Raw genomic sequence first — 24018 nt, forward strand, 5'->3', positions numbered from 1 at the left:
CATGAAAACCCCCACCGTGAACCAAACGGCCGAGGACCCCCGAATCACCGACATCGTCGTCCTCGGCAGCCAGGACAAGGCGGACGACGGTCTCCTGGGCGGAAAGGCCGCCCGGCTCGACGAGATGATCCGGGCCGGGCTCCCCGTGCCGGCCGCGTTCTGCATCACCACCGACCTGTTCGGCGACTTCCTGCGCGAAAGCGGACTCGACACCCTCGCCGCGACCTCGGGAAGTACCGAGATCCGTGACCGGATACTCGCCGGCCCGGTACCCGAAGCGATCGCCCGCCCCATCCTCGACGCCTACGAGCACCTCGGCCGCCCCCGTGTCGCGGTGCGGTCCTCGGCGGTCAAGGAGGACTCCGCGTCCCAGTCGTTCGCCGGGCAGCACGACACGATTCTGGACATCGCCGGGGACGAGGCACTGCTGGATGCGGTGAAGGTCTGCTGGGCATCCCTGTGGTCGGAGCGCGCCACGGCCTACCGGACGGATCCCGCGGAGGTCGGCGCGATCGCCGTCGTCGTGCAGCGGATGATCCACGCCGATGGGGGCGGGGTCCTGTTCACGACCGATCCCACCTCGGACGCCCCGCACCGCATGGTCGTCGAGGCGTGCTGGGGACTGGGCGAGGGCCTGGTGGCGGGCCGGGTCACCTCCGACTTCTTCGTGGTGGACGACCGCAGTCTGGAGGTCATCGAGGAACGCGTCCGATACAAGGTCACCAAATGTGCCGCGGTGGAGCCGGGCAAGGTCGGCATCACCAAGGTGGACGCGGCCGCCCGCAACGCGCCGTGTCTGACCCGTGAGCAGCTCGCGGACCTGGCCGGGCTGGCTGTGCAGGTCCGCGAACACTACGGTGCCGAGCAGGACATCGAATGGGCTCTGCACGACGGGCAGCTCCACCTCCTGCAGACCAGGCCGATCACCACCACGCCGGTCGCCGCACCGCGCACCAGCCCCTACCTCACACCGCAGAGCGACGCGGTCACCCAGGGCACCCTCTGGTCGCGGATGGACATCGGAGAGATCTTCAACGGTGTCATGTCCCCGCTGGGGCAGACCTTCGCGCAGTACTACCAGCGGACGGTGCACGGTGACTGCGCGGCGGCCGTGGGTGTCCGCGACACCGGTGACGTCGGACTGCAGATGGGCTATCTGCAGGGACACATCTATCTCAACATCTCCTACACCTCGTACATGCTCGGCCAGTGTCTGCCCACCCGCGACCAGCGCCACTTCACGAGCCGCTTCGTCAGTGAGGAGGTATCGCTCGACGGGTACGAGAATCCGTTCGGCCGGTTCCCGGGCGGTATGGAGGACCTGCGGTCCCTCGCGTACTGGGTCAAGCACACCGGCGCCGAAATGGCGCGGATGAAGAAGCGGTCGAAACAGATGGTGGCGTCCCGGCTCTACGAGTTCGACCGGGCGCGGGGGATCAGTCTGGAACGGCTGAGCCGCCGCGAACTGAACGCCGAACTCTCCCGCTACCTGGGCTACTTCCACGACATGCACGTCGGTTACATGCCCTACTACATCAACGCGTTCGGGTTCTACGGCATCCTCACGGAGTTGTGCGCCAAGTGGCTCGGCGACGAGGGCGCCAATCTGCAAAACCGCGTGAAGACCGACATGTCGAGCCTGCGGACCGTCGAATCCGCGCGGGAGATATGGGCGGTGGCTCAGGCTGCCAAGGAGCGTCCCGGCGTCCTGCGGATCATCCGCGACAGCGATCTGGGGGACATCCGCGAGAACCTCCTCGCGGACGAGAACGGCCGCTCCTTCTGGAACACCTACATGGAGGCGTTCCTGCGCAACAACGGAACCCGCGGGCGGCAGGAGATGGAGCTCACACATCCCCGGTGGATCGATGATCCGTCCTATGTGTTCCAGATGATCCGGCGGTACGCGGACGACGGGCTGTCCGTCGACGAGATCCTCGAACGCAGTCGCGGTTACACCGAAGGCGATTCGACGACGGTGCTCAGGCGGCTGCCGACCGCCAAGCGCAAGGTGATCGAGAAGGTGATCTCCCTCTTCGTCATGTGCAGCGAGCTGCGCGAGATCACCCGCATGTCGATGGTCACCTCGATCTGGCTGGTACGGAACGTGGTCTACGAGGTCGGCCGCCGGCTCGTCGCGGAGGGTGTGCTGCGCACCCTGGACGAGGTCGCCTACCTCGACTTCGACGACATCCTGCGCTATCTGGGCGGCGACGAAGACGCCCGGTCGGTGTTCTCCCGTACCGCGCTCGACGAGGCCCGACGGGTCTTCCAGAACTACAACCGGCTGCCGGAGCCGCCGCTCACTGTGATCGGCGAGTACGACGTCACCCAGGCGATCGCGCCGGCGGCCGACGGCGCGCGTCTGGAAGGGCTGGGGGCGAGCCCCGGGCGGGTGATCGGGCGCGCCCGCATCATCGAGGACCTCGTCTGGCAGGCGGACGAGTTCCAGGTCGGCGAGATCCTCGTGACGCGCTTCACCGATGCGTCATGGACCCCGCTGTTCGCCATCGCCGGGGGTGTCGTGACGGACATCGGTTCCATGCTCTCGCACAGTTCCATCGTCTCGCGCGAGTTCAACGTGCCGTCGGTCGTCAACACCAAGCACGCGACCCGGCGCATCGCCACCGGCGACATGGTCATGGTCGACGGCAGCACCGGTGTCGTCGAGGTCGTCGAAGGCTGAGGACATAACAGGAACGCGGGACGCCCGTGTCCCTCGCCCCACCACCCATTCCGTGCCCCGCCAGGGGCGGGACCAGACAGGAGCCAGAAAGTGATCCCCAATCAGTGGTACGCGATCCTGCGGTCAGAGGACGTCAGGAAGGACCGGCCGACCGGCGCCCGCCGGCTTGGGCAGGAGCTCGTCATCTGGCGGGACACCAGCGGGCAGCTCGTCTGCCAGTCGGCCCGCTGCCCGCACAAGGGGGCCAACCTCGCGGACGGCCGGCTGCGCGGCGACACGATCGGCTGCCCCTATCACGACTTCCGGTTCGGCACCGACGGCGAGTGCAAGCTGGCGCCGTGCCTCGGCCCGCAGGCACGCATCCCCAAGTCGATGCGTATCGACACCTATCCGGTACGCGAGCAGAACGGGCTGGTCTGGATGTGGTGGGGCCGCCACATGGAGGTCCTGCCCGAGATCCAGGTGCCGCCCGAGGTCGCCGACAAGCCCGCGCTGTACGCGACGGCGACCTGGAGCCAGCCGGTCCACTACACCCGGTACATCGAGAGCCTCCTGGACTTCTACCACGTGCCGATCGTGCACCGGGACCACTGGTTCAACTACGCCGACTACATGGGCTGGGGAGGCACGTTCAAGAAACTGGGGCTCGACGGACGCAGGCGCTACATCGCCATGACCAAGGTCGAGAACAGCGTTCTGGAGACGGACGGGACCACCATCCGGCACGCCTTCGACCTGTGCGAGGAGGGTGATCCCACCAACCGCAACTTCCTGAACGTGACGTTCACCTTCCCCGGCATGGTGCACATCCACACCGCGCCGTTCGACGTCACGATCTGGATGACGCCCATCGACGACGAGCACACCCAGGTGATGTTCCGCTGGTACGAGGATCCGCACCTGCAGAAGGTCCTGCGCTTCAAGAGCCTCCGGCTGCTGATCCCGCGCTTCGCGCTCTTCGCGCAGAAGCGCGTCCAGGAGGTCCAGGACATGCGCGTGGTCACCCGCGTGGAGCCGAAGATCAGCGGACGCGGCGTCAACAAGCTCGTCGCCGTGGACGAGCTGAACGCCAAGTATCTGGTACTGCGGGACAAGCTCAAGAAGGACGCCGAGGCCGAGGCGGAAGTCGGCGCCGCGGCCGATCCGGCCGCCGGCCGCACCCCGGCGGCGAACAGCTCTCCGGAAAACGGATCTGGCCATTCCAAGGGCTCCGCTCCGGCGAAACTCCAGGTCACCACGCCGGAGTGACCGAATGTCAGCCATCGTTCCGGAACGGTGGTGACGCGCGCCCCCGTCGGGTCTATGCTCAGTCCCAGACGCCTTGGTCAATCGCCCAGGGCGAACGTCCAAACAGGTGTGCGCGATCACCGCGTTCCGCGCGGAGGTGCCACATGGCAGATGTGGAGCGATCAGTGACTCCGACCTCGGTGGAGCAGGGCCAGGAAACCCGGGCCCGGCTGCTCGCCGCCGCAGCGCGGCTCATCGTGGAGGAGGGCTGGGGCGCGGTGACCACGCGGAAAGTGGCCGCCGCCGCCGGGCTGCGCCCCGGGCTGGTCCACTACCACTTCGAGACCGTCACGGTGCTCCTGGTCGAAGCCGCGCTGGACACGGCACGACGCGAGGTCCGCGGACTGATGGCGATGCTGTCGCAGTCCGCGGAGGGCCCGGCCGGAGTGGAACAGGCACTGGCGGGAATGGCCCAGTACTCCGCCGACGACTCCGCGACGATCCTGTTCACCGAGATGCTGCTGGCCGCCACCCGCAACGAGCGGCTGCGTGAGCAGCTCTGTGCCCTGCTGCGCGAGTGGCGGAGCGGCGTCGCGCAGTGGCTGCGAGACCACGGAGCCACTGACGCGGAAGCCACCGCCGTCGTTCTGGGAGCCGTAATCGACGGCCTGGTGCTGAACCGCCTCATCGATCCGGGCCTGGCTTCCGTACGGGTCGACGGCCCCCTGGGACGCCTGGTCGGCTTCCGCGACGGAACGGAGGCATCTGGTCCGTCCTGAAGCCCACCCCCGGCCAGGCCGGGCGCCGGACCGCGAAGCCGCCGCCAACCCCGTTACGGCGCGCCGGCTTCGCGTTCCGGCCGCTCCATCCAGCGGGCTCGCGCTCCAACTGCCGGCCACCACCGCCATCGACCAGACCGAGACACAGGAGTCGCCGCATCATGACCTCCGAGTCGGAAGCCCATCGCAGCCAGGCGACAGACGCGCGCGAGCCCATCGCCATTGTGGGCATCGCGGCGCTGTATCCGCAGGCCCGCGGCACCGACGCCTACTGGGACCTGATGAAGGCCACGTCTCTGCACTGCGGCTGCGCGATCCCGGCCCCCGGTGGAGCGGCGGGCTCCGGTCCGCAGCACGGCGCCCGGTGGAACCACTGCGGGCAGACGCAACCGTTCGACCCGGCCGATCCCGCCCCTGTGCTCGACAGCACGGCCATCGACGTCGCCCGCTTCGGGATCCCGCCCGCACAGTCGAAGTCGATGACGCGGCTGCAAACACTGATGCTCGAAACAGCCCGCATGTGCCTCACCGACGCGGGCTACGCGGAACGGCCCCTGCAGACCGACCGGACGGACGTGATCGCGGGAACGTGCTTCGGCCTCGACCGGCAGTACGCCAACGCCTTGCGCATCGAGTCCGGCCGGTACGTCCGGGAGCTGGAGAACGCCACCGCCGCCGCTCCGCGCGGCGCCACCCGCCGCAACTCCGCCGAGACCGGCAGGGAATTGCGGTCGGTCCTGGCCCGGCGCATGGGCGGATCGCCGCACGACCGAGTCGGGGAGATGGCCAGCACCATTCCGGCCCGGATCGCCACCGTCTTCAAACTCCGCGGCCGCACCCTGGCTTTGGAATCCGCCGACGTCACGTCATTCATCGGTATTTGGCACGCCCTCAACAGCCTGCGAGGCGGAGTATCGGACGCCGTACTCGTCCTCGCCGGCCAGTTACAGGAGAGTGGCCTGCTCACTGACGCGTTGGCGGCGAAGGGCCTGCTGGCACCCGGCACTCATCCTTTCGCGGCCGACGGCCGCGGCTTCGCGCTCGGCGAGGGAGTCGGCGCCCTGCTGCTCAAACGCCGTTCGTCGGCGGTCCAGGACGGGGACCGCATCTACGCGTCGATCCTCGACTGCTCCCAACGGTACGACTCCCGCCCCGGGACCTTCCGCTACTCCACCTCCGTCGGCAACCGCCACGAAGCCGTCTCGGCGGCCTACCGGGCCGCTGGGGTGCCGGTGGAATCGATTCAGTACGTGGAGTGCGCCGGCTCCGGCATCAGCCGCGAGACCGAGAGTGAAATAGCGTCCCTCAACCGGCAGTTCAACGGTATGCCGGCGGGTTCGGTGGCGCTGGGCAGTGTCCGGGACCGGCTGGGCCACACCTTCGCCAACGCCGGACTGGCCAGCCTCACCAAAGTCGCCCTGGCCCTCTACCACCGCAGAATCCCCCCGCACTGGGCGCCCGACCCGACTCCGCAACTGGATCTCACCGGCACCCCGTTCCACCTCTCCCCCACCCTCCGGAACTGGCCTCCCGGCGTATCGGGTGGCCCTCGCCGCGCCGCCGTCGGTGGAGCGTCACTGACCGGTGCACTCGTCCACCTGGTCCTGGAGGAACACGACGCACGCCGACCGGCCCGTACCGCACCACCGCCTCCGCCGCGCGCCCGGACGCGGGATGCCGAACCGATCGCCGTGATCGGCGCCGGCGCATACTTCGCCGGCTCGCCGGACGCGGAGAGTTTCTGGCGCACCACCCTGTCCGGCAGGGACCGGATCGGCCCGGTACCGGAGTCCCGGTTCGACAGGGAGCTGCACTTCGCCGAGGGCGCCCTCAGCCTCACCCACAGCTACACCGATCAGGGCGGCCACGTCCCGCTGCCCGAGGCGCCGCCTCCGCAACTCCGCATCACTCCGCTGCGCTACGCGGCCATGGACGCCGCTCAGCGCGTCGCCCTGACCGTCGCCAGCGAACTGTTCCCACAACGCAGTCGCTCTGCGGGCCCGCTCACCGGCCCTGGTCTGATCGTGGTCGGCAGCAACCTGGGCCTGACCAGGGAGCGCCGGCTGAACGCCGAACGCGCGCTGGGCACGTTGGCGGCCGAGGTCCGTGACCTCAGCACACTCGCCCACCTGTCCGCAGCGGAGAAGGCGGCACTGACCGAAGAGGTTCGCGAGCGGTACGGCCCCACGGACCAGCCCCTCTCCCCCGCCGACCTCGACGGCTACCTCGCGAGCGGCGTGGCGGCACTGATCGCCAACGAGTTCCACCTGGACGCCCTGCCCATCGCGGTGGAAGCGGCGTGCGCGTCCTCGCTGGCCGCGCTCGATGTCGCTGTCAGCGCGCTGCGCTCCGGCGCGGTCGAGTATGCCGTCACCGGAGGAGTCGAACTGGCCTGCAACGCCCGGGACATGGTGCTCTGCTCCTCCCTGGGGCTCCTGTCTCACAACAGGATCACCCCGTTCGACGCCGGCGCCGACGGGTTCACACCGGGCGACGGCTGCGCGCTGTTCCTCCTCAAACGGCATACGGACGCAGTGCGCGACGGCGATGTCATCCTCGGTCTACTGCGAGGAGTCGGCGCCTCCAACGACGCCAAGTCCCTGATCGCGCCCGACACCGCGGGCCAGGCCGCCGCGATGCGGCAGGCGTTCAGCCAAGTGGACTTCGATTCGGCCGCGGTCGACTACCTCGAGGCGCACGGAACCGGAACCCAGGTCGGGGACCGCGTCGAGATCGCCGCTGCCGCCCAGGTGTACGGCGGCCAGGAGCGGACCCGCCCGTTGCGGATCGGCTCCGCGAAGTCCTTCTTCGGCCACACCTTCGCCGCCGCCGGCGCCGCAGGGCTGCTGCGCGCGCTGCTGGCCATCCGGGAGAAGACCCTGCCGCCGAACGTCAACCTCCGGACCGTCAACCCGGCACTGGATCTCGCGGCGATCCCTGCCGTGATCGCCACCGAACCATCACCCTGGCCCGCTCCGCCCGGCCGGCCCCGCCGCGCGGGCGTGAGCTCGTTCGGCACCGGCGGAATCAACTATCACCTGCTCGTAGAGGAACACCTGGACGGATCACGATGAACTTCGACTTCGACCCCGCCACCCAAGAGATGTACGACGCAGTGGCACTGTTCTCACGGAAGAAGCTCTGCGCCACCACCACCGGCTTCGACTCCGACGAGTTCCGCTCCCGTTGGCAACTGGCCGGGCACCAAGGCCTCGTGGGCAGTACGGTCCCGACCGAGTACGGCGGTGGCGGACTGGACGCGGTAACTGCCGCCGCTCTCATGGAGGCGCTCGGCGAGGGCTGCACCGATACCGGCTTCGCATTCTCCGTCGCCGCCCACCTCTTCGCCTGCCTCATGCCGATATCCGCCTTCGGGACGGAGGACCAGAAGAAACGCTGGCTGCCGGGCCTGAGCTCCGGAGAACACATAGCGGCACACGGGATCACCGAACCGGACGCCGGATCCGACGCGTTGAATCTGCGCACCCGAGCCCGACGCGTCGGTGACCACTACGTGCTCAACGGTGACAAGTGCTTCATCACGAACTCCCCCGTAGCCGATGTGTTCGTCGTCCAGGCCGTCACCGAGCCCGGCGCCGGCTTCTTCGGCCTGACCTCGTTCATCGTCGAAGCGGGAACTCCCGGACTGACCGTCGGCCGGCCCTACGACAAGGTCGGCCTGCGCGGTTCCCCCACGGCGGACGTGCACCTCGAGGACTGCGCCGTCCCCGCCGACCAGGTACTGGGAGCCGAGGGAACGGGGGCCGGCGTGTTCTCGTCCTCGATGAACTGGGAACGCACCTGCCTGTTCGCCGCGTACCTCGGCGCGATGCGCCGCGTGCTGGACTCCACCATTCGCTACGTCAGGGAACGCGAGCAGTTCACCGTTCCGATCGGCTCCTTCCAGGCGGTCAGCCACCGCATCGTGGACATGACCCTGCGGTTGGAGTCAGCGCGGCTGCTGCTCTACAAGGCGGCCTCCGGGCTGGCCCGCGGCAGTGAGGACGAGACGCCTCCGGCATTGGCGAAGCTCGCCGTGAGCGAGGCGGCGGTGCAACTCGGGCTGGACGCCGTCCAGTTGCGCGGAGCAGTCGGGGTCCTCGACGGCGAGGCCGAGACGTTCCTGCGGGACGCGCTGCCGTCGCGCATCTTCTCGGGCAGCAACGAGATCCAGAAGAACAACATCGCCCGCGCCATGGGCCTAAGCCGCCCGATCCGGCGGCACTGATTCGGTACGGAGGACACCAATGGAAGTAATCTTTCACCCCATTCGTCTGCACCCGGGTGCCAGTCCGGAGCACTTCGAGGCCTGGGTACGGGAAACCGACTACACCGCCTGCGCCGAACTGCCCAGTGTGAACGCCTTCACCGTGCACAACGTCTCCCGATCTCCCACCGCTCAGGTCCACTTCTTCGAGATCATCTGGGTGAGCAGCCGCGAAGCCTTCGAGCGGGACACGCAGACCAGCGTATTCCGCCGGCTCGCCCTCGGATTCTCCGAAATGGCCTCGGTAGTCGACGAATTCGTGGGACAGCCCATCGAACCCGGCTATCTCGCCGCGTAGGCCACCCCCCAAGCCCACCGGCACCGGAAGCGTCGAAGTATGACGACGATCAGGAAAGGCTTCAGCCATGCCAGGAAATTCCCCCCAGAATTCGAAAGCGCTCGTCGGTGTCCGATCCGCTCGGAAGAGGTCGCTCTCCGCATGGATCACCGGACGCCGCACGAAGTACATCGTGATCGCCTTCTGGCTGGTCCTGGTCGCCGTGACCGCGGCGTACGCGGGCAAGCTCTCCGGGGTCGAGAAGAACGACGTCGAGTCCTCACTGCCCAAGAGCGCGGAATCGACGCAGGTGTTCAACGCCCAAGCGGCGTTCGGCTCGCCGTACACGGCCCCTGCGGTCATCGTGTACCAACGCGCCTCGGGTCTGACGAACGCCGACCGGACGAAGATGGCGGCTGACGCCAAGGTGTTCGGTCAGCGCACGGACCTGGACGGTCCCGTCATCGGCCCCATCGCGGCCAAGGACGGCACCGCCGCACAGGTCACCGTCCCGCTGAACCTCGGCCCCGACACCTTCAGCAAAGCCGGTGACGTCGTCGCAGCGCTCCGGAAGACAGCCCAGCACGACGCGGCCGGCCTGGAGACGCACATCGCCGGGCCGGCAGGGGACGAGGCCGACCTCAGCAAGGCCGTGGGCGGCATCGATACGACGCTGCTCTTCTCCACCCTTGCCGTCGTCATCGTGATCCTGCTGGTGACGTACCGAAGCCCCTTGCTGTGGCTGCTGCCGATCGTCTCCGCGGGAGTGTCCCTGTCGGGAGCCCAGGCCGCCATCTACGTCCTCGCCAAACACGCGGGACTGACCGTCAGCGCGGACGGCGCCGGGATTCTGACCATCCTCGTCTTCGGCGCCACCACGGACTACTCGCTCCTGCTCATCGCGCGCTACCGAGAGGAACTCGGCCGCCACAGCGACCGCCACGAGGCCATGGCCGTGGCCCTGCGCAGGTCGGGTCCCGCCATCATCGCCAGCGCCTCGACCGTCGCGGTCGGCATGATCTGCCTGATGCTCGCCGACATGAACTCCACCAAGGGCCTGGGCCCGGTCTTCGCCGTGGGCATCGTGGTGGGCGCCGTCGTCATGCTGACCCTCTTCCCCGCGCTGATGGTCACCGTCGGACGGTGGATCTTCTGGCCCGCCAAACCGCAGTACGGCACGACGGAGCCTGCCACGACGGGCCGCTGGGCCGCCATCGGCAACCGGATCGCGCGCCGGCCGCGGCTCACCTGGGTCGTGACCGCACTGGTCCTTGCCGCGACGGCGGTGGGAATCGTCCAACTGAACTCCAGCGGCCTGTCCAACAAGGAGGCGTTCACCACCCACCAGGACTCGGTGGCCGGGGAGACCGCCCTCGCGCAGCACTTCGAAGCCGGGCTGGGCAGTCCCCTCGTCGTCACCAGCACCGCGCAAGGCGCGGGCGAGGTACGCAGGACGCTGCTCACCGTCAACGGCATCGAACCGGCCAGTGTGACGCAGCCGCTGGTCAAGGGCGATCTCGCCTATGTGCAGGCGACGCTCACCGACCCGCCCGACAGCGGCGCGGCCTACCGGACCGTGGACCGTGTTCGTACCGCAGTGCATTCCGTACCGGGATCGCATGCCCAGGTCGGCGGCGACACCGCACTCAAGCTCGACGTCGAACGGGCGACCAGGCAGGACCGCAACCTCATCGCCCCCATCGTGCTGGCGGTGGTTCTCCTGATCCTGGTGCTGCTCCTACGGGCCGTCGTCGCCCCGCTGCTCCTGATCGCCACCGTGGTCCTGTCCTGTGCGGCGACCTTGGGTGTCAGTGCCCTCGTCTTCCGGCACATCTTCGACTTCGGCGCCGAGGACAACTCCTATCCGCTCTACGTGTTCGTCTTCCTGATCGCCCTCGGCATCGACTACAACATCTTCCTGATGACGCGGATCCGGGAGGAGACGGCCAAGCACGGCACCCGTCCCGCGACCCTGATCGGACTCGCCGCGACCGGCGGGGTCATCACGTCGGCGGGGGTGGTTCTCGCGGGTACCTTCGCGGTGCTGGCCACGCTTCCTCTGACGCAGTTCGCCGAACTCGGCTTCTCCGTGGCGTTCGGCATCCTTCTGGACACCTTCATCGTCCGGTCGGTGATGGTCACCGCCCTCAACCTGGACATCGGACGGCACATCTGGTGGCCGCACCCGCTGCGCCACAAGCGCGACGAACCGGTCACCTGACCCATAGCCCGGGGACCTGCCTACGGATGGCGGCTCTGCCGCCATCCGTAGTCGCGCCCATGGCTTGTGGAACCCGAGGTCAGGGGGCCCTCAGCAGGTCGAGTCCGCGGGCGCCCGGTGCCCGGTGCCCGGACCACACGGCTGACGGGTCGGTGAGCGCCGGGTCCTGGGCCAGAATCTCGGCGTGCCGACGCTGCAGCGGGATTCCCGGCTGTACCGCCAGCTCCTCGTCCAGCCGGCGCCATGTCGTCTGGAACACGTCCAGCGCCTCACCCTGTCGGCCGGTCCGGTACAACGCGAGCATCAGCAGTTCACAGAACCGCTCGCGCAACGGGTATTGCGCAGTGAGTTGTTGGAGCTCCGAAATCGCCTGGCGCTCGTCACCGACGGCGAGCCGAGCGCTGATCAGGTCTTCCCACACGGTCATCCGACGCTCGTCGTAGAGAGCGGCGGCTCCACGGCACCGCAGACCGTCGCCCGCGTCCAGCAGCGCCGGGCCGCGCCACAACTCAAGACTGGACTGCAGCAGTTCCAAGGCCTGTTCCGGCTGGTTGTGCAACATCGCGGATCCCTGGGCCGCGAGGTCCAGGAACCTGTTGCCGTCGACACACGCGGGCGGAACATCGAGCAGGTACCCGTTACGGACGGCACGCAGCACCGTCGGGCTCTTCGGACTGCTGCCCGAATCATCGAGCACCTTGCGTATGCGGGTGGCCGTCGCCTGCAGAGCGTTGAGCGTATTGCCCACGGGCTGACCCGACCACAGCTCATCAGCCAGTTCTACATGCGCAATCGCCTTTCCCGCGTCCAGCGCAAGAGTCGCGAGCATGGCGCGCACCTTGTTCGCCCGTATCTCAGTCCGTCCGCCATGCGCAGAAACGGACACCAGGCCCAGTATGTAGATCTCCATAAAACCCCCGTCTTCAATTGCCATGCATCACATGCAGCGGAAGCTCGGTGTATTTTGCCAGGAGGCCCCATCAGAATGCCCAGGGTCGCTTTCAGGTCACTGACACACAACTATCTACCGCTTCTCCCATAGCAATTGAGTCTCGCAGACCACGTCGTTGACTGTCATCCAACCACCGTGCTGTTTCCGCACTGCACGTCCGGACGAGACCGGCCGCGAGGACTCAACCGTTCATTGAGGCCGCCAAGGCCTGCCTCCGCGGATCGTTGCTCCGGACCGCCGCAAACCGGTGTCCCTGGCTGCTGCACGACCGTGTCCGGACTCCGTTGCGCCCCGTTGAAGACCCGAGCTGCGCCGACAGTTCCTGGCGGCGCTCGACACCTGCGGGACGGCACCCTGACCGGACGGTCATCCGCCGGGCGATCGCACGGGTTCGGTCGCGCTCCGTTCGACCGGGGCTTCGACATCCTCAACTCCGGTGGGTGCCCGGCGCGGACCCAGCGACGGCGGGCGGCGTTCAGAGCCGCCAGGGCACGCCGGTGCTCCGTGCGGGCGAAGCGGGTCATGGCCGGTGGACCGACGACGAAGCTGACGCATACCGCGGCGGCGTAGTGGCCGAAGGAAGCGGGATCCTATCCGATGAATGCCACATGCTCCCTGCTTTTGAGCATCGTCGCTGAATCCATTTGTTTGCTCAGTGCAAAGGTTAGCGTGGCCTGTGCCCCAGCGGTCTCAGGCACCACAGCACCCGTGACCCGTCGCGCACTCCAGGAGGCATGATGAAGTCTCACTCACGAAATTCCCGGCCTTCGTCCCGTAGTGGCCGTGGCCGCCTGATAGCCACCGCGGTCGCTCTCCTGGCAGTCATCGCCATCGTGACCGTGTGGCTCGCGCAGAAGAACAGCGCGGCCGACGAGTCCGGTTCGGCCAACCTCCCGGCAGCGGGGACGGGACCGGCAGCACTTCAGGCGGCGAACACCGGCGCAGTCACCGCGTTGGACAAGACCTTCCTCACCAAGGTCCGGCAGGCAGGACTGTGGGAGATGCCGGCAGGCCGACTGGCCCAGACACACGCGTCGAGCGAAGCGATCAAACGGGCCGGCATGCATGTGCTCGACGGTCACAGCAAACTCGACCAACTGGTCCGCGAGGACTCCGAGGCACTGAACGTGCCGATCCCCAACCAGGCGACAGCCGAACAGCAAGGCTGGGTGAACCAGTTGGAGAAGGTCAACGGCCCCGCTTTCGACCAGCTCTTCGTGGACCTGCTCCGGGCGTCCCACGGCAAGGTGTTCATCACCATTGGCGAGGTCCGGGCATCCACCAAGAACTCCTTGGTGAGGCGACTGGCAACCGAGACCAACAACACCGTCCAGGACCACATGGAAGTCCTGGAGGACACCGGCCTGGTCACGGACGCCACCCTCGACGACGTCGCCTCCACCATTCCCAAATGAGATGACCCCCGGAGTGTGGACGCTCGATTGCGCAGGCGAGGTGGAGCCCGGTAGCTGCGACCTGCACAGGGGCGATATCGCCGCACCAATTCCATCCGGAGCGTCGGCGCTGAACTTATGCTGGGCCGGATCCGGCGCCGGCAGCGCGAGCCGGTCCGGGATCATGACGCGTTTCCTCCTAGGCGGGTGACGGCTGACGATGCCGTTCTCGCGCATCAGCCTCGCGGCCCGTTTGCGGTGTGACCGTGTGGCCGAAGCTGCGCAGTTCGTCGATGGACGCAACGCGTACCGTAGTTCCTGCGATGTTCGGCGTGGGTTTCACGAACCTCGGCGACCATGTCGGACGACCGAGCATCCGCTCCCGAACACGGTCGGCGGTGCGGCGGAACCGGCTGTTCCTGCAGTTCCAGACGGGGGGAACACTCCGCACCGCCGCCCTGGCCCCGAACGTCGACTGAACCGCCGAGGGGCGCCGCCGACGCGGCAACGCCCCTCACTCGGCCACCCGTACGACGCCCTCTCGGATGCGCCGTGTCGGTGGCCCCGTTGTTGTGCCTCTGTCGGAAGGCTTCAGAGATGATCCCTGCCGTAGTGCACGCCCTGTCGATCACCGGTTCCATGACCTGGGAGATCACCTGGGCCCTGATTCTGGGCTTCGCCCTGTCCGCCGTGGTCCAGGCGGTCATCCGCAAGTCCACCGTCGTCTCCCTGCTGGGTGACGACCGCCCCCGAACCCTGGCCATCGCCGCGGGCCTAGGCGCCGCCTCGTCCTCGTGCTCCTACGCCGCTGTCGCCCTGGCTCGCTCCTTGATCCGCAAGGGCGCGAACTTCACCGCCGCGATGGCCTTCGAGATCGCCTCCACCAACCTCGTCGTCGAACTCGGCGTGATCCTGGCACTGTTGATGGGCTGGCAGTTCACCGCGGCCGAATTCGTCGGCGGCCCCATCATGATCGTCGCACTGGCGGTCCTGTTCCGCCTGTTCCTGCGCGACGAACTCCTGCACCGGGCACGCGAGCAAGCCGACCGCGGGCTGGCCGGCTCCATGGAGGGTCATGCCGCGATGGACATGTCCGTACAGCGAGAAGGCTCCTTCGCCCGCCGCTTGTTCTCCCGTGAAGGGTTCACCTCAACAAGCCACGTCTTCGTCATGGAGTGGGCCTCGATTCTGCGCGATCTCGTGATCGGCCTGCTGATCGCCGGGGCCGTCGCCGCCTGGGTGCCCGACGCGTTCTGGCGCACGTTCTTCTTCGACGGCCATCCGCTGGCATCCAAACTCTGGGGGCCAGTCATCGGCCCGCTGGTCGCCATCGCCTCGTTCGTCTGCTCGATCGGCAACGTGCCCCTCGCGGTCGTGCTCTGGAAGGGCGGCATCAGCTTCGGCGGCGTCGTCGCGTTCATCTTCGCCGACCTTTTGATTCTGCCGATCCTCAACATCTACCGGAAGTACTACGGCGCCCGCATGGCGCTGTTCCTGCTCGGCACCTTCTACCTCGCGACCGTCATCGCTGGATACATCGTGGAATTCGCCTTCGGCGGCCTCGGCCTCATCCCCGACCAGGCCGACGCGAAGCTCCCTATGGAAGGCGTCACCTGGAACTACACCACCTACCTCAACATCGCCTTCCTCCTCCTGGCCGCCACCCTCCTCATCCGATTCCTCCGCACCGGCGGACGCGGCATGCTCCGCATGATGGGCGGCCCACCCGGCACCGACCACCACGGACACCCTGGCACCCTCGCCCACAACCAAAGACCGAACAGCGGGAACCACCAGGGACACCCCGGTCAGAGCTAACCCTCGGTGAAGCCCCCACCTGAGGGCGGGGCCCAACATCCCCCCAGGCCCCTCCCCGCACGGTCTCGCCATGCGCTCCGGTAGGGGTCCCGGGTCAGGGTTTTCCCCGGAGTCCGAACTCGGCCATGCGGCCGGGAACAGGCGCATATACCGAACCCGCTCTGACCGACGACGCGTCGGCTGACGTTCCAGCTGTCGCTTGCCCAACTGGATATCACCGTGGGCTCACTGGTCATCGACCCGCTCTCCGACGCGGCCCCGGCCTGCTTACTGCACGGTCCGCCGGCTGCCCTCGGTCACCCCGCCAGTGCTGTGGCCGGAGACGACCACCGGGGTGGGCAGTCAGCGGAGCAGGGGTGAGGATGTGGGGATGACCGCCATTTCACGAGCCCATTCCTTCAACGCGGCCGCTGACCAGTACGCGGCCAGCCGCCCTTCGTACCCACCCGCGCTCTTCGACTTCATCGAGCAGTTCATGACCCGCCCCCTGGCGGGAGCTCGCGTCGCTGATGTCGGCGCGGGCACCGGAATCGCCACCGCTCTACTGCGTGAGCGCGGGGCTCACGTGGTCGGCGTTGAGCCAGGCGACGCCATGGCCGCGCAGTTCCACACCATGCTCCCGGATGTGCCGATCGTCAGAGGTGACGGCAACGCTCTCCCTTTCGCGGACGCCTCCCACGACCTCATCGCCTACGGGCAATCCTGGCAGTGGACCGACACTGCCCGCTCGGTCCCGGAGGCGCTGCGGGTCCTTCTTCCGGGCGGTGCGCTCGCGATCTGGTGGAACACCACCGCCTTCGATGTGCCCTGGATCCGTGGGCAGCGCCGGCGGATCGCGCACCACTGCGGACTGAAGCCCACTTCTCAGGCACGTCCCGACGACAGTGAAGCTGTCCGGCTCGCGGGCCTGACGGGGCTCCAGGTCGCCCGCCGCCAGGTGCGATGGAGCCGTATGGTCTCTCTCGACCTACACCTTGCCAACATCAGCAGCCGCTCGGCGTTCCTTGTCCTTGCCGAGGATGACAGGCGTGCCTTTCTCCACGCGGAGCGCAGACGACTGAGCGAAATGTTCCCCGACGAGGCGGTGGAAGAGACCTACGTGGTTGATCTGCTGGTGGCCACTGGTCCGTGACCTGTCCAGGGTCCTGGGATCAGTTTCGCCCACGCGGCGTAGGCCGGCGGGATGCACAGCTCGATCCTGTTCTTCGCCGCCCAACGGCGGATGCGCCAATTGGTTGTGGGCGGCGAGGTTGTCCAGGATCACGCGGATCGGGGCGCCGTCCGGGCGGTCCCCCGACAATCGAGTGGATTGCGGCCCAGGCCGGGTCGATTCCTTTGCGGCGCCAAGCCGAGCAGCGCATGGATTGCCCGATGCCCAAACTGCGTGCCCGCGGTGGTGGCGGGCAGACGTGGCCACAGGAGCTTCGTCAAGGAGAGGACGTCATGGAGATCTCAGGCATCATCAGCGCCATCGTCATCGGCCTCATCATCGGCATCATCGGCCGGCTCGTCGTGCCCGGCCGGCAGCACGTCGGGGTCGTCTGGACGATTCTGGTCGGCATCGTGGCGGCGTTCATCGGTGCCGCCATCGCTCATGCGCTGAAGGTGGACGACACCAAGGGCGTCGACTGGATCGAATGGATCATCCAGATCGCCCTGGCCGCTGTTGGCATCGCCGCCCTGGACCGGGCCAAGGCACGCCGCTGAGTCCTTCGGGAGTGACCTACAGATGCATGACACGGCGGGGCTGTGCAACCAACTGCTGCACGACACCAGCCGCTTCACGCTGGACAAGGCCCGACGTGCCGGGCCTGTTGGTGGCTAAAGGTCGAATTCCGCGGGCGGCAGGCCCAGGGCGTAGCAGGCTTCGCGGACGACGCCCTGCTCGCTCTTGTCGAAGTCGCCGTCGGCGCCACCGATGACGATGCCGATCTGGATCACGGCACGGGCCTCGGCGGGCTTCTTCTTCGCTTTGGCGATCTCCTGGAGGATGCTGACCTTCCCGAAGTCGAAATCGGCGGTCAGCTTGGCCAGGTAGTCGTTGAAGCGGCGCTGGAGGTCGTCGGCGGGGAAGTTCCGCAGCACCTCGTTGCTCGCGATGAGCGAGGCGACACGCTGGCGCTCCGAGGGGTCGATGGAACCGTCCGCAGCAGCCACCAGCGCGCACATGGCCATGCTCGCGTCGCGGAAGGACCCGCTCTTGAGGTCGTTCTTCTTCGCTTCGAGCTGGCCCTGCATCGTGGATGCGGATTCCTTGAGCTTGTCCCACAGCGCCATCTGGCGTCTCCTCAGGTGCAAAAAGTTGTTGAAACGGCCGAACGGGGCCCGCGTGGTTCGCGGGCCCCGACACAGTGTGGCTTGAGGTCAGATGTTGACGCCGAAGTCCTGCGCGATGCCGCGCAGTCCGGAGGCGTAGCCCTGGCCGATGGCGCGGAACTTCCACTCCGCGCCGTTGCGGTACAGCTCGCCGAAGACCATCGCGGTCTCGGTGGAGGCGTCCTCGGTGAGGTCGTAACGCGCCAGTTCGTTGTTGTCCGCCTGGTTCACCACCCGGATGAACGCGTTGCGGACCTGGCCGAAGCTCTGCTGACGGCTCTCGCCCTCGTGGATCGAGACCGGAAACACGATCTTGTCGACGTCGGCGGGGACGGCGGCGAGGTTGACCTTGACGGCCTCGTCGTCGCCCTCGCCCTCACCCGTGAGGTTGTCGCCAGTGTGCTCGACAGAACCATCCGGGCTCTTGAGGTTGTTGTAGAAGACGAAATGCTGATCCGAGGCGACCTTGCCGCTCGTGTTGACCAGCAGCGCGCTGGCGTCGAGGTCGAAATCGGCGCCGGTGGTGCTGCGTGCGTCCCAGCCCAGTCCCACGATGACCGCCGTCAGCCCCGGGGCTTCCTTGGTCAGCGAGACATTGCCGCCCTTAGCAAGGCTGACACCCATACAAACCCCTACTCAATCCAGCGCGGGAACCGCGCCTGTCGTCGAAAACGCCTACCTGACCAAACAACGCTGGTGAGACGGCCGAGGTTCCCACCAGCAAGGCTCCGGCGGGTGCGCGAGATCGCGCCTCCCACCTAAACGCCGCCCATGCCAGGGGCCGCGCACCGCACTGCCACCGCACTCAGCCCACGACACACTCGGCGCCCTGCCGGCGCAGGCCCTCAGTGGCTGGTGAGTTCACCGCTCAGGGTTTCGTGGATCTTGGCACTGGGCTGGTTGAGACCGATGATCTCCACTGTCTTGCCGCGCTTCTGGTATTTCGTCTCGATGGCGTCGAGGGCTGCGACGGAGGAGGCGTCCCAGATGTGCGCGGCAGTGAGGTCGATGATGACCCTGTCCGGGTCTCCGCTGTAGTCGAAGCGGCCGACGAGGTCGTTACTGGAAGCGAAGAACAGGGCTCCAGTGACCGAGTAGACGACGCTGGTGCCATCTGGGTCGGCAGCCGCGGAGACGTTGACAAGGTGGGCGACGCGCTTGGCGAAGATGACCATAGCGGTGACGGAACCGACGACGACGCCGATGGCGAGGTTGCTGGTCGCGACGACCACGCCCACGGTGATCACCATGACGGTGATCTCGCCGGCGGGCATCCGCTGCAGCGTCCGGGGAGCGATGGAGTGCCAGTCGAAGGTGCCGAAGGAGACAAGGACCATCACGGCGACCAACGCGGCCATGGGGATGTCCGAGACGACAGGGCCGAAGCCGATGCACAGCACCATCAGAAAGGCGCCCGCAAGAAAGGTGGACAGTCGGGTGCGGGCCCCGGACGTCTTCACATTGATCATGGTCTGGCCGATCATGGCGCAACCGCCCATACCGCCGAAGAAGCCGGTGACGATGTTGGCGATGCCCTGGCCGATCGATTCGCGGGTCTTGTTCGAGCGGGTCTCGGTGATGTCGTCGACGAGTTTGGCGGTCATCAGCGACTCCATTAGGCCCACCAGCGCCATGGCGAGCGCGTAAGGCGCGATGATCGTCAAAGTATGGGCGGTGAACGGCACGTCCGGCAGGCCCGGCACCGGCAGGGACGAGGGCAGCTTGCCCTTGTCACCCACGCTCGGCACGGCGATGCCGGCGCCCACCGTCATGGCGGTCAGGATCACGATCGACACCAGCGGCGCCGGGATCACCTTGGTGATCCGCGGGGACAGCACCATGAGGGCCAAGCCACCCGCAACGAGCGGGTAGACCACCCATGGCACGTCCACCATGTTGGGAATCTGCGCCGTGAAGATAAGGATGGCCAGGGCATTGACGAAGCCGACCATCACCGAGCGCGGCACGAACCGCATGAGCTTGGCGACGCCCAACGCGCCCAGGACGAGCTGGAAGACGCCCGCAAGGATGACGCAGGCAACGAGGTATCCCAGGCCGTGCTGGCGGTTCAGAGGAGCGATGACCAGGGCGACGGCCCCGGTGGCGGCGGAGATCATCGCGGGGCGCCCGCCGACGATCGCGATGGTCACGGCCATCGTGAAGGACGCGAACAGACCGATCTTCGGGTCGACACCGGCGATGATCGAGAACGAGATCGCCTCGGGGATCAGCGCGAGCGCGACAACGAGGCCGGCGATCGCCTCGGTGCGGGCGACCTTCGGCGACAGCCAGGCAGGGCGGGAGACGCGCAGGCGCGCGGCAGCGGTGATCAGGGACGTCTGCAAGTCGGTAGGCACCTGTCGTGCTCGGGCGCGACCGGCCGGGCGCGCGAGAATGTGAACGCGTACTCAAAGACGGCCCTCCGCGGATCGCCTGGAGGCGGTGAGCGAAGGCGGACGGGCCGGATTGGGGCCGGCTTCAAGGCCCCGGTCATCTCGGTGAGCACGGAGGGGGTGGCACGAAAGGCGGAAGACAACGCGGGCACCTGCGGCTGTCGCGCGCTGCATCTCCTGCTCAGCGGGCTTCGCGGGGACGCCATTGGCCCCGACGGGCGGGCAGCCCGCCCGTAGACTCGAAGGCCGCAGGTCGGCGGGGGCACGCATGTCGCCTCCGCACTCCTTAACTCTACCCTAACGTTAGAGTAGGGATTGCCGGGACGCCGACTTCGAAGTGAATCTGTGGACGCGAAAGGCCAGGGATGACGGGCGTGGAATCCGAACACATGCAGATCGGCGAGGTAGCGACCCGAACCGAACTGTCCCTGCGGACCATCCGCCACTACGAGGAAGCCGGCCTCGTCGCCCCCTCCGCTCGCTCCCAGGGCGGCTTCCGGCTCTACACCGAAACCGACGTTGCCCGCCTGATGGTGATCCGCCGGATGAAGCCGCTGGGCTTCGCCCTCGACCAGATGCGCGACTTGTTGGAAGCCACCGACCGCCTCGACACCGACACGCCCGTTGGGCCCGGGGAACGGGAGAGACTGCTGGAACAGGTGCGCGGCTACGAGCAGGCCGCCCAAGACCGCATCGCCGACCTACGGGTCCAGCTCTCGCGCGCCGAGGACTTCGCCGCCACCCTGCGACGCCGGCTCCAGGCCGCCGGGCGCCCTCCGGCCGCCCCGTGAGTCGATCAACCCCGCCCGCGGCGGCGCCCGAGCGGCCATCTCAGTGGCGAACTCCAGGCACATCGCGATGACGCAGCAGCAGCATCGCGGCGTCGTCACGCAAGGGCCCATGCGCGTAGGCGACCAGATCGAGCCGAAGGGCCTCGACCGCGGTCTCGGGGTCGAGCTCATCCAGCAGATGGGCCCGTTCGGCCAAGGGGTAGAACTCTCCGCGCTCATCGCGGGTTTCGCTGACTCCATCGGTATAGAGGAGCATCTGGTCCCCCTGGGCCAATTCGATCTTGTACGGCGTAGGACTCGGAGGCCCCAGGGAGGCGAGCCCCAGGGGCGCGGCGTAGCTGTCGGGTTCGGCGAACTGAACCGTGCCATTTGCTCGCAGCAGCAGCGGCGCCGGGTGGCCGTAGTTGAGCATGAGCACACTGTGGTCCTCGCCGATCTCAGCGAGTACCGCAGTCACGAACTCCTCTCCCTCCAAGCGCCGGTTCAAGGAGCGCTCCAGCCGGTCACCGACCACGGCGAGTGACATGCTTTCGGGCGCTGCCTCACGGAACGCGCCGAGGACCACAGCTGCGGTCTCCACGGCCTCCAGCCCCTTGCCCTGCACGTCACCGACGATGACCCGAGCGCCCGCACCCAGGGGCACGACTTCGTAGAGGTCTCCGCCGATTCGGGCCTCGGCGGCAGCCGAGGTGTACGACACCGCGATACGCATGTGCCCCGCATATCGTGGCACCGGGCGCAGCAGGACGCGCTGGGCGACTTCGGCGACCGAACGCACATCCGCCAACTCATGTTCGTGACGACGTCGGATGGAGGCAGCCAGAGCAGCTGCCGCAGTGACGCCCAGAGTCGAGGCCAGCGCAACCGTCACCCGATGCGACAGCAGCAGGCCGTCATAGGAAGCCACGCTCAGACACAGTACCCAGGCCAGGCCACCCACCAGCAAGGCTCTGCGCACCGTTCCCGCTGCGCACGCGAAGGCCGGCCCCAGGGAGAACAAGGGCAGAAATCCCACGTCCGGACCTGCCAGCAGATCGACGCCCGCGACGATGGCCATCGCGGCGAACGGTATGGCCACAAGTAGGAATTGGCGTTGGGGCGGCGCCGTCCGATCCAAGGTCTTCCTCCTGGCCCGCGTCGTCACCGACGCGTCCGATCATGCGGACCGCAGCTGTTGGGAACAGGGCCGCAAACGGGGCGTACGGCCGTAGGTGCCTGTTCTCCTTGCGTCCGGTCTCACCGCGGTCACCATATTTGCACAGTGCAAAGTAGCCTGGGGGCCGACTACCCGGATTCGGGTGGTTCAGGCCCTTCGCTACCGATAGGGCCAAGCGCGTTAGCGTGGGGGTCAGCGTCACAACAGGACGGACCGGGCCCGCGCCTTCCAGCGACCGGACGTCACAGAGTTGGAGGTGGCGGGTATCGATCAGTGGAGCTGGGTGAGCAGGGGGAACACCATGCGGCTCTGGCGCCGGCGGGCCACGGCCGCGATGGGGTACGCAGGAGCATTCGCCTGCATCGCCGCCCTGTCTATCTGGCTCTCAGTGCGAGTGACGCCGCTCCAGTCGGTTTCCGGAGTGGGACAGAGAGTGCAGGTAGGCGCGGCAGCACCGGATCTGCACTGGTCAGGGCCGGGCGAGCTTGATCTCTTTGGTGAAGTGATCGCGACCAAGCCGCAGTTCGACGGACCCATCCGGCCGCGTCTCAAGCTCGCGCAGATCACGTTGAACGCCCAGACCAACGCCGTCACCCAGCCGGGCGGCCAACAGAATGTCGAGACAGACCTCAGCCGAGCCCTGACCTCGGGCTGGGCACGCTACCTCCTGTGGCAGACGCTGATCGCGGCCGGTTTCGCGGCGCTCATGGCCGTGGCAGTTGCAGGGCTTCGGCGCTCCTCGCGAGCGTGGATGATCAAGATACTGGCCGGCACCGTAGTGGGGGTATGCGCACTGAACGCAGCGGGCGTCTACCTCCTGGCGGCGTCCACACCGCGGGCGCTGCGGCAGGTGCGATCGATTGAGGACCTGGTCGGCAAGAGTCCCCCGGCAACAGCAGCAACGGGCGGCCCCACTATGCCGGGGATCGAGGCCGTCATCATTGGGGATTCGACCGCAGCGGGAGACGGCAATCCCCTGGTCGACCATCCCAGCACGCTGGACCGGGCATGCCGGCGCAGCAAGGACGCCTACGCCGTGCGCCTGGGTGAGGTCAACGGCTGGAACACCTTGAACGCGGCCTGCAGCAGCGCCACCATCAGGGAGGGCCTGCTCGGCACACAGAAAGCCGGGGCCAGCGAAGCTCCGCCCCAACTGTCCGCGGTCGTACGGTCCCCGAAAGCATCGGTCGTCATCGTGAGCGTCGGGGCCAACGATGTGCACTGGTCGGCCCTGGCAGCCGTGTGCGCAGCGGCAGATGCCTGCGGCGACCGTGCGTCAACCGCCTACTTCCATCAGCAGATCGCGTCATTCGCCTACGACTACTACACGCTGCTCGGGAACTTGGCGGCCTTGCCTCAGCATCCCACGGTCCTCATCAACGAGTACTACAACCCCTTCGGAGACGACGTGGGCTGCCTGGCCGACCAAGGCATCACCGCCGACAAGGCGAAGGTTCTGGAGTCCCGGCTGTCGGACCTCAACGCCGTCCTCCGCGAGGGAGCGCAGACCTTCGGATTCATCGACGTCCAGCAGCACTTCGACGGGCACCGGCTCTGCAGCGACCAGTCCTTCGTTCAAGGACCAGACGCGGACGCCCCACTGCACCCCACTGCGGCCGGAGAACTGGCGATCGCCCTCGCGGACCAACAGGCTCTGGCCCAAGCAGCGCGATCAACCAACACTCCGTCAACTCCGTTCCCCTAGCGACATTGCGACAACGAGCGTCGAACATCGACGCCG

18 protein-coding genes and 1 pseudogene are annotated in these 24018 nt (G+C 67.5%); 13 read left to right on the plus strand and 6 right to left on the minus strand.

Translation table 11 applies throughout. The features are described from left to right. Nucleotide 1 precedes the first annotated feature (1 nt). From C8250_RS08625 to C8250_RS08655, 7 genes are all read left to right on the plus strand, one after another. Nucleotides 2–2686 (plus strand): PEP/pyruvate-binding domain-containing protein, encoded by a 2685-nt coding sequence (locus C8250_RS08625; protein WP_164607708.1) that lies wholly within the window; start codon nt 2–4, stop codon nt 2684–2686. Between the two features lie 90 nt (nt 2687–2776). Next, complete coding sequence (locus C8250_RS08630; RefSeq protein WP_138353990.1) at nt 2777–3934, plus strand: aromatic ring-hydroxylating dioxygenase subunit alpha; 1158 nt, start codon at nt 2777–2779, stop codon at nt 3932–3934. Between the two features lie 164 nt (nt 3935–4098). Next, entirely contained in the window at nt 4099–4692 is a 594-nt protein-coding gene (locus C8250_RS08635; protein ID WP_138353991.1) for a TetR/AcrR family transcriptional regulator, read from the plus strand. A gap of 161 nt (nt 4693–4853) precedes the next feature. Beyond that, complete coding sequence (locus C8250_RS08640; protein ID WP_138353992.1) at nt 4854–7766, plus strand: polyketide synthase; 2913 nt, start codon at nt 4854–4856, stop codon at nt 7764–7766. Next, the gene (gene redW, locus C8250_RS08645; RefSeq protein ID WP_138353993.1) at nt 7763–8920 is read left to right on the plus strand and encodes an L-prolyl-[peptidyl-carrier protein] dehydrogenase; all 1158 of its coding nucleotides are present in this window, start codon (nt 7763–7765) and stop codon (nt 8918–8920) included. Before C8250_RS08640 ends, redW begins: the two co-directional genes overlap by 4 nt. 19 nt (nt 8921–8939) lie before the next feature. Beyond that, nucleotides 8940–9257, plus strand: a complete 318-nt coding sequence (locus tag C8250_RS08650) for a RedY protein (RefSeq protein WP_138353994.1) — start codon at nt 8940–8942, stop codon at nt 9255–9257. 172 nt (nt 9258–9429) lie between these two features. Further along, a complete protein-coding gene (locus C8250_RS08655) occupies nt 9430–11457 on the plus strand; it encodes an MMPL family transporter (protein WP_244809030.1) in 2028 nt (675 codons plus the stop codon). Nucleotides 11458–11536: 79 nt separating this feature from the next. On the opposite strand, the gene C8250_RS08660 is transcribed toward C8250_RS08655, so the two are convergent. After that, complete coding sequence (locus C8250_RS08660) at nt 11537–12391, minus strand: AfsR/SARP family transcriptional regulator (RefSeq protein WP_244809031.1); 855 nt, start codon at nt 12389–12391, stop codon at nt 11537–11539. Between the two features lie 851 nt (nt 12392–13242). On the opposite strand from C8250_RS08660, the gene C8250_RS08665 reads away from it, so the two are divergent. The 3 genes from C8250_RS08665 to C8250_RS08675 all read left to right on the plus strand — a co-directional run bounded on the left by C8250_RS08665 (nt 13243) and on the right by C8250_RS08675 (nt 16753). Further along, a complete protein-coding gene (locus C8250_RS08665; protein WP_244809032.1) occupies nt 13243–13824 on the plus strand; it encodes a DUF4142 domain-containing protein in 582 nt (193 codons plus the stop codon). Between the two features lie 579 nt (nt 13825–14403). After that, nucleotides 14404–15621, plus strand: a complete 1218-nt coding sequence (locus C8250_RS08670) for a permease (RefSeq protein WP_138354030.1) — start codon at nt 14404–14406, stop codon at nt 15619–15621. A gap of 370 nt (nt 15622–15991) precedes the next feature. Beyond that, a complete protein-coding gene (locus C8250_RS08675; protein ID WP_138354031.1) occupies nt 15992–16753 on the plus strand; it encodes a class I SAM-dependent methyltransferase in 762 nt (253 codons plus the stop codon). Nucleotides 16754–16779: 26 nt separating this feature from the next. Here the strand turns inward: C8250_RS08675 and C8250_RS44800 are convergent. Beyond that, nucleotides 16780–16964: pseudogene (locus tag C8250_RS44800) on the minus strand (IS630 family transposase); the annotation flags it as partial. Nucleotides 16965–17064: 100 nt separating this feature from the next. On the opposite strand from C8250_RS44800, the gene C8250_RS08680 reads away from it, so the two are divergent. After that, on the plus strand, nt 17065–17328 hold the full coding sequence (locus tag C8250_RS08680) for a GlsB/YeaQ/YmgE family stress response membrane protein (RefSeq protein WP_138353997.1): 264 nt from the start codon (nt 17065–17067) through the stop codon (nt 17326–17328). 114 nt (nt 17329–17442) lie between these two features. On the opposite strand, the gene C8250_RS08685 is transcribed toward C8250_RS08680, so the two are convergent. From C8250_RS08685 to C8250_RS08695, 3 genes are all read right to left on the minus strand, one after another. Then, the gene (locus C8250_RS08685) at nt 17443–17898 is read right to left on the minus strand and encodes a TerB family tellurite resistance protein (RefSeq protein ID WP_138353998.1); all 456 of its coding nucleotides are present in this window, start codon (nt 17896–17898) and stop codon (nt 17443–17445) included. An 87-nt stretch (nt 17899–17985) separates the two neighbouring features. Then, a complete protein-coding gene (locus C8250_RS08690; RefSeq protein ID WP_138353999.1) occupies nt 17986–18561 on the minus strand; it encodes a TerD family protein in 576 nt (191 codons plus the stop codon). A 221-nt stretch (nt 18562–18782) separates the two neighbouring features. Further along, nucleotides 18783–20282, minus strand: coding sequence for a SulP family inorganic anion transporter (locus tag C8250_RS08695; RefSeq protein WP_138354000.1), 1500 nt, complete (start codon nt 20280–20282; stop codon nt 18783–18785). A gap of 422 nt (nt 20283–20704) precedes the next feature. Between C8250_RS08695 and C8250_RS08700 the strand changes: the two genes are divergently transcribed. Further along, nucleotides 20705–21121: a MerR family transcriptional regulator gene (locus C8250_RS08700; protein ID WP_187144787.1), complete on the plus strand. Its 417-nt coding sequence runs from the start codon at nt 20705–20707 to the stop codon at nt 21119–21121. A 40-nt stretch (nt 21122–21161) separates the two neighbouring features. Here C8250_RS08700 and C8250_RS08705 read toward each other — a convergent pair whose 3' ends face one another. Beyond that, the gene (locus tag C8250_RS08705) at nt 21162–22178 is read right to left on the minus strand and encodes a PP2C family protein-serine/threonine phosphatase (protein WP_138354002.1); all 1017 of its coding nucleotides are present in this window, start codon (nt 22176–22178) and stop codon (nt 21162–21164) included. A 532-nt stretch (nt 22179–22710) separates the two neighbouring features. Between C8250_RS08705 and C8250_RS08710 the strand changes: the two genes are divergently transcribed. After that, nucleotides 22711–23982: a GDSL-type esterase/lipase family protein gene (locus tag C8250_RS08710; protein ID WP_244809033.1), complete on the plus strand. Its 1272-nt coding sequence runs from the start codon at nt 22711–22713 to the stop codon at nt 23980–23982. Nucleotides 23983–24018: the final 36 nt, after the last annotated feature.

This window comes from Streptomyces sp. So13.3 (assembly GCF_005860785.2).
Classification (GTDB): Bacteria; Actinomycetota; Actinomycetes; order Streptomycetales; family Streptomycetaceae; genus Actinacidiphila; species Actinacidiphila fildesensis.